Genomic DNA, 7,108 nt, shown 5'->3' with positions numbered 1-7,108 from the left:
ACCGGAAACCGGAAACCGGAAACCGGAAACCGGAAACCGGAAACCGGAAACCGGAAACCGGAAACCGGAAACCGGAAACCGGAAACCGGAAACCGGAAACCGGTTTTCGGGTTGTCGGAGCAATGGCTGCTGCATAACGGCGAGGTGATCGCCGAACATCACGTCCTGTCCCACCCCGAGCAGCTCACCCGGCTGCGGCAGTACTGCCCGGAAGCCGCCGACCACGCCGTCATCGCCGGGGATTCCTGCCTGGACCGCCTGCGAGACGCCCGGGAACTGCGCGAATCCTACCGTCAAGCCCTGGACGTAACCGGCGAACAAACCCTGGTGCTGATCTCGTCCACCTGGGGCCACCTCTCGTCCTACGGATCCGGCCCAGACCTCCCCGCCCGCATCGCGCAGCAACTGCCGCTGGACGAATTCGCCGTCGTCCTGGCCCTCCATCCCAATATCGGACAGGGCCATTACCCGTGGCAGCTGAAAATGTGGCTGCGAGACTGCGAGCGAGCGGGCGTAATCGTCCTCCCGGAAGAAGATCTGTGGCAACCAGCCGCAGTAGCCGCCGACGTCACCATCGGTGACCACGGCTCCGTCACGTATTACTCCGCCTGCCTAGGCACCCCAGTCCTGCTGGCCGCCGCACCGCACGAAGCCGTCGATCCGGATTCCCCAGTAGCCGCCCTGCTGCGCACCGCACCCATGCTGACCAGCGAAAACCTAGCCGAGCAACTGCGCACCGCGACCCAGCCCGCAGCCCTGGCCGCCGCGACCGCGCTCGCCACCAGCGTCCCCGGACAGTCCGCAGCCCTCCTGACCGACCTCGGCTACCGCACCCTCAAACTCCCGCCCCCAGCTCAACCAGCCGGATTCACCGCGTTCCCTTTGCCGCGCGTCCAACGCCCCGAGCCCGGCGCACAATGGATCCAGGTCCGCGGCGACGAAGTCACCAGACTCGCCGCCTTCACACCCGACGCCCACCTAGTCGTACACGTCGACGGCCCCGACCCGCGCCTGCTGCGCCGCGCCGACATCGTGTTGGGCGACCGCTTCCCCGACCCAGGTCGCTGGATCGCCCTCACCCTCGCCGAATTTCCCGGTTGCGAATGGGCCGCCTGCCCAGCCGGATCAGGCTGGCTGGCCGGCAGCCGCGACGGCCTGGTCGTCTCCTTCACGGGCACCGACCTGCCGCAAGCCGTGCCATCGCTGCTGTACGCGCGCGACTCGCTAGGCCTCGACTTCCCGGAACAGCTGCCGTTCACCGCGGGCGGCCGCAAGCACGAAGCCCAGCTTACTGTCCACTATGGATAATCAGAGCTGTTCGATCCAGATCAGCAGATCTGTCGCTTCGGCGGTAAAACCGTGCAGCCGAGCGATGTTCAACGCATCCTTCGCGTGCGCCAACGCCTGGTCACGGTAGCCGCGAGCAAGCGCAGCCTCCGCCCGAGACCGCAACGCCGCGATACGTTCCCGCTGCAGCTTGGCCTTCTCCGCCGCGGAGTCGAGTTCGGACAGCGCGGCCGCGCCTTCCTCGTACGCTCCGGCCTCGATCAGCTTCCGCCCCTGCCACAGCCGGACTTTCACCAGGTTGCCCGGCTCGTTCTTCAGCCCCTGCTCCGCCTGCGACAGCAGGACAGCCGCCTCCTCCGGCGACACGACCTTGGCCAGATGCATCCGAATCAACGCGAGCCGACGGTCGGCACCGATCTCCTCGGCCAGCGCAAGGCTTTCCCGAAAGCAGACCTCCGCCTGGCTGTACAGCGAAACCGCTTCCTCAGCCCGTCCTTGCTGCCGCGCGATCAACCCCGGCTCGAAGAACGCGAGCCCACGTGCCTCGAGCGCAGACGCATGTTCCTCCGGCGTCGTGGCCAGCTCGGCCACCGCGGCGTACTGCTTCCGTGCCGAAGCCCAATCCCGCCGTTGCATCTGAGCGAACCCGAGCTGGGTCCGGACCAACCCCTCGGCAAGCGGCATCGCAGCGGCCTGCGCGGCCTGGACCGCGTCCTGGCTCACCGCCGCCAGCTCGGCGGGGTAAGCGCCGTCCTTGTAGACCGGCCACAACGCCCTCGCCAACCGGATGACGTCCTCGTGCGCCCCGGCCTGCAACGCGACCTCCGCCGCGGCAAGCAGGTTCGTCTGCTCGGCGAACAGCCACTCCCCCGCGTCCCCCTCGGACGCTGGCGCGAAGCCCGGCCAAATCTTCGCTGGCCAGCCAGTCGGCAGCGCGCGTTCCGCGATCCGGAGCCCCTGCTCGGCGTAGTACCCGACCACAACCTCGGAAAGCTCGCCAGCCAGCGTCGCGGCGTGCAGCCGAGCCAGCTCGGACATCCGGTAGCGACCCCTGATGACCTCGATCAGCTTGGCGGACACCAGTTTCTGCAAGGCGTCCTCAGCGTCGAACTCGTCGAGACTGAGCACCTCCGCGACGATTTCCAGCCGGACGTCACCGCTGCCTGGGTGCGCGCCGAAGAACCGGTACACCGCTTGTTCCTGCTCGCTCAACAGCTCGTAGGCGACATCGAACACCGCGCTGGCCAGGGCGCCTTTCGCCCGGATCCGCGCGAGCAGCCGCCGCACCGTCCCGCCCTGCCGAGCGAGGATCATGCCCGCGACGTTGAGTTCCGCGGCGGAGCCAGCGCAAATCCGGAGCAGTTCCTTCAGCTGCTCCGGCTCCGCGGCGAGCTTTTCCTCACCCACCAGTTCAGTCAAAATGCCCCGCGCCGCCTCGTCGCCCAACGGCTCCAGCACGACTTCCCGAGCGGAATGCCGGGTGTGCAGCGCATCAAACCCCGATCCGACCACGAGCACGTACGACCCGGGGTGCGTCGGCAGCAGCGCCTTGACCTCGGCCGCGCTCAACGCGTCGTCAACCAGCAGCGCGACCTTGAACCCGGCGGTCTGCGACTGCCACATCGCCGCCCGCCCCTCGAGACTCGCCTGCATCTCGTCCGGGCCGTATCCCAGCTTGGACAGCAGTTCGGCCAGCACGTCCGCGCCCGCCCGATGGCCGACGCGCACCTCGTAGAACCGGTCGAACCGGTCCTGGTGCTGATGCAGCCAGGTTTCGCACAGGGTCGTCCGCCCGCTGCCCGGCGCACCCCGCACAATCGCGATCGCGACCCGGTCCAAGGCTTCGTCATGGATCTCAGTCAGCAGATCAAGCTGCGGCTCGTTGTTCCGGTAGTGCTTCGGCGGCGCCTGGACCCGCAACGCCGGTGCCGCGGGCTGCTCCGGCGCGTGGAAATGCACGTCGCCGTAGACGTTGCGCGCCTGGAAGACCTTGTCCGCCTGGCCGTCGAAGTAGTTGCCGTCGCTCACCATTGCCCCCGCCCAGCTGGTCCCGGCTCAGGCTACCGGAAACGTCACCGTCCGTGTCCAGCCCTTCACCACGATCAGGGCCGGGTAAGGTTCGGACCAGGAATTCCAGGACGGATTTGGTAGAATTGAATTGAGCAGCAAAGCAGCAAAGCAGCAAAGCAGCAAAGCAGCAAAGCAGCAAAGCAGCAAAGCAGCAAAGCAGGTGGCGGACTTTCGACCCGGTCGTCGTGCTCGGAGTCGTGCGCACCTGGACTTCGGCGATCAAGCTGCTCGAAGTCTGCCGTCTCGTCCAGGATGACCAGCGGATTCGCTTCACCTTCACCGTCGACCGCGGGTCCCGCTTCAGCGCGGGCGTCGAGGAGTTGCTCGCCCGGGCGGAAGCGCATTGCACCCCGTGGGAAAATGTTCCGAAGCTCAATTACGCGCTCGCGATCACGGCCAGCGAAAACATTGATTTCGACCACGTCTCCGGTCCGGTGCTCGTCCTTCCGCACGGCGTCGGATTCCACAAGTACGTTCCCGACTCCGGGTCCGCCGGCACGCGGCTTTCCGGGCTGATCCCGTCAGCCGCGCTGCGGTCCGGACGAGTGCTGATGGCGCTCTCCCACCCGAGCCAGCAAAAGCAACTGCACCACGCCGACCCGCTGACCGACGGACAGACCGTGCTCGTCGGCGATCCGCAGTTCGAGCAGCTTCTGCGGAGCGAACCGCACCGCGACCACTACCGCGCCGCCCTTGGCGTGACCGGCCGGAAGTTCGTGCTGGTCAGCTCCACCTGGGGAGAAACCTCGCTGATCGGCCGCCGCCCACGGCTTCCCGCCGAACTGCTGGCCGCTCTGGACTACGACTCCGCAGCCGTCGGCCTCGTACTGCACCCCAACGTCTGGTCGCGCTACCGGCCCTTCCAGATCCGCTCGTGGTTCGCCGCCGCCGAAGACGCCGGGCTGCTGCTCCTCCCGCCGGAACGCGGGTGGCAGGCCGCGATCGTCGCCGCGGACGTCGTCGTCGGCGACCACGGCTCGGTCTCCCTGCTGGCCGCCGCGACCGGACGCCCCTTGCTGCTCGGCGCGTTCGGCAACGAGGTAGTCCCCGGCACCAGCGCCGAATTACTCGGCCAGCACGCCACCCGGCTCACCTGGGATCGCCCGCTACGGGACCAGATCGAAGCGGCGGAAACCCAGCCCTGGCAACAAGATCTCGCCGAACGCACCTTCGCCAACCCCCACGGCGCGACCGCGGAACTGCACGCGCTCATACTCCGTCTAGCGGGTCTGGAACCCCGCCCCCTCGAACTCCTGCGCGCACCGGACCCGGACCCACAGCCGTCCGTTCCGCTCGCATTCACCGCTTACCCGGAGTTCACCAGCTCGAATTCCCTTACCCTGCAACGGTTTCCACGCTCGGTAGAAGAATGGAAACCGGACTCCGAGCGAGCCTCGACCAAGCTGAGACACGTGGTAGCCGACGAAAGCGACGACAACCTCGGCCGCATCGGCAACGCCACCGTGCTCACCAGAGCCGCACTGCATTCAACACCAGAAGCCTGGTGCGCCAACGCATTGCGACTCCACCCCGCCTGCACACTGGCCGCGGCCGCCGTCCCAGGCGGATGCGTCGCCCGCACCCAGGACGGCAACACATTCACCGTGACCGGCGAGGCTGACGTCGCCGCACTGGCATCCGCCCTGCACGCATGTGTGGCGACCGGCCGCGCAGCGGGTCCGTTGTCCCTACGACTCGGTTCCGTCGAGACCACCGTCGTCTTCTGACGCCAGCTTCTCGGCCCGAGGACTGCCCAGTTCTCGATACAGCCGAATCGCCCGTTCCAGGTGGTTACGCGCCTCCTGCGGACTCTCCTCGACCATCGCCGCGTGCAACGCTTCCCGCGCCTGGGCTTCGTAGAACGTCGCCCCGCTCGACTGGAACGCCTCCGCCGCCGTGGTCAACGCGTCGATCCCGCCCGGCACTCCAATGCGCATCCGCACCTGCCCGGTAATCAGCAAGGCGCGCGCAGCCAACCGCCCGTCGCCAAGCTCGCCGAACGTCCGATGCGCGGCTTCCAGTTCGCGCAGCCCTTCCGCGTCACCGAGCGACTGCCCGAGGAACATCCGGCTCAGCGCCTCGCCACGCGCTTCCCCTGCCGCCTCGTTCAGCTCGATCGACTCGCGGTACCGCTGCTGCGCCTGTTCCGGCTGGCCAGCCACATCGTGGTACCGGCCAGCGAACTCCCGCACCGACGCCCGCAACACCACATGTCCGTCCTGATCCGCCAGCTCGATCGAGCGTGCCACGAACTCCCCGGCTTGCTCGAACTGCTCGAGATCCGTCAACGGACGCGAAGCCAGACTGCGCAACCGCGCCTCCGCCACGCGATTCCCGGCCTCTACCGCGGCCTCGATGCCGTGCCGGAGACTGCTGAGCGAATCGGCGTACCGCTTGCGATCGAAGTAGTAGGCCGCGAGCGACTCGGCGATCTGCCAAATCTCGTCGACCAGGCCGATTTCCCTGGCCACCGGCAGCAGTTCGTGCAACGCGCGCCGGTTCTCCTCGAACCACGCCAATCCGCCGGCCCGCCGATCGCCGGTGAAGGGATCCTGAATTTCCGGAGTGCCCGCGACCCGGTACCTGGCCCCGATCATCGCCGCGTCCGCGTAGTACGCGACGTTGCGGAACGCGCGCACCACCCGGGCGAGCGCCTCGTGCGTCTCCTCGTCGCCCAAGCCGGAAAGGGACGCCGCGTGGTCGTGGACGAGCGGATGCATGGAGTACCGGCCATGGTTTTCCTGAAGCACCTTCAGCAGAACCAGCTCGGCGAGGATGTCTCCCGCCGTGGCCTCGTCGAGCCCGATCAGCAGGTGAAAGACCGGCGCGGTGAAGTCGATCGCCGGATACGCGCCGAGCAGCCGATACGCGCGCCGCGCCGGTTCCGTCGCTTCCTGATACGTCGCTTCAAACACCGGTTCCCCCTTTTTCGGCCCCCGGTCGGTCCGCATCAACTCGGCGCGCGAACGCCGAAGCCGCGCCGCCAGCTCCGGCAACGAAGGACACCGCCCGACCACAACGAGCGTCGCGGCGTTCCGCAGGGCCAGCGGCAATCCGCCGCAGTAGCCGAGGATCTCCGCCAGCAGCGGATCATCGCCGTCGAGGCCGCTCAGATCACGAAACAACTGGGCCGACTGCGCTTCGTCGAGCGGAGTGACCCTGACCGTCTTGCCGCCGACCTCGTTGACCTCGATCGGCGACTCCACCCGTCCCGCGACGAGCACCAGCCAATCCTGCCCGCCAGGCATCAACTGCAGAAACTGCTCGGCCTCCGTGACGTTCTCCAGCAACATCACCGCAGCCGCCCCGGACGACCGGCTCCGCCACAGACTCGCCAGCCCAGGCTCGGCGGGCATCACCTCGTCACGAACCCCGTCGCGGCGCAGCAATGAGCGCAGTGCCGCCGAAATCACCGTCTCCCCGTCGACCGTGTGCGTCGCGTAGTCCGTGTAATAGGCCCCGCCGGGATAACGGTCTTTCACCTGCTCAGCGACATACCGCGCCAACGCCCGCCGCCCGACCCCGGTCAATCCGTCGAACACCACGAGCGGCGCGCGCCGATCTTCGAGACACGCCTTGACCTGGTCGTCCCGCCCGACCAACCGCCGCAACGCCCGCGGCGTCTCGTGCGGCACCACGCGTTCGGGTCCGGGCAGCTGCTGGTTGACCGTGCCGATGTACTGCGCCTGCACGAGAGAACTACCGCCGCCGACCGACCCGACTTCGTTGTGCACCAGTCCACCCCTCACCC

At 67.8% G+C, this 7,108-nt stretch carries 4 protein-coding genes; 2 read left to right on the top strand and 2 right to left on the bottom strand.

Translation table 11 applies throughout. The features are described 5' to 3' along the window. On the top strand, window positions 1–1,308 hold a 1,308-nt coding region (locus ABZX37_RS04760), incomplete at its 5' end, for a hypothetical protein (protein WP_354736006.1). Here the strand turns inward: ABZX37_RS04760 and ABZX37_RS04755 are convergent. Continuing rightward, window positions 1,309–3,315 carry an ATP-binding protein gene (locus tag ABZX37_RS04755; protein WP_354736004.1) on the bottom strand — a complete coding sequence of 669 codons (2,007 nt, stop codon included), beginning with the start codon at window positions 3,313–3,315 and terminating at the stop codon, window positions 1,309–1,311. 239 nt (window positions 3,316–3,554) lie between these two features. Between ABZX37_RS04755 and ABZX37_RS04750 the strand changes: the two genes are divergently transcribed. Beyond that, window positions 3,555–5,084: a hypothetical protein gene (locus ABZX37_RS04750; RefSeq protein ID WP_354736002.1), complete on the top strand. Its 1,530-nt coding sequence runs from the start codon at window positions 3,555–3,557 to the stop codon at window positions 5,082–5,084. On the opposite strand, the gene ABZX37_RS04745 is transcribed toward ABZX37_RS04750, so the two are convergent. Then, entirely contained in the window at window positions 5,046–7,091 is a 2,046-nt protein-coding gene (locus tag ABZX37_RS04745) for a hypothetical protein (RefSeq protein ID WP_354736000.1), read from the bottom strand. The two genes, ABZX37_RS04750 and ABZX37_RS04745, sit on opposite strands and share 39 nt — an antisense overlap. Between the last annotated feature and the right edge of the window lie 17 nt (window positions 7,092–7,108).

This window comes from Amycolatopsis sp. NPDC004079, assembly GCF_040610415.1.
In the GTDB taxonomy this organism is placed as follows: Bacteria; Actinomycetota; Actinomycetes; order Mycobacteriales; family Pseudonocardiaceae; genus Amycolatopsis; species Amycolatopsis halotolerans.
This window is presented reverse-complemented; position numbering and strand designations above follow the sequence as displayed.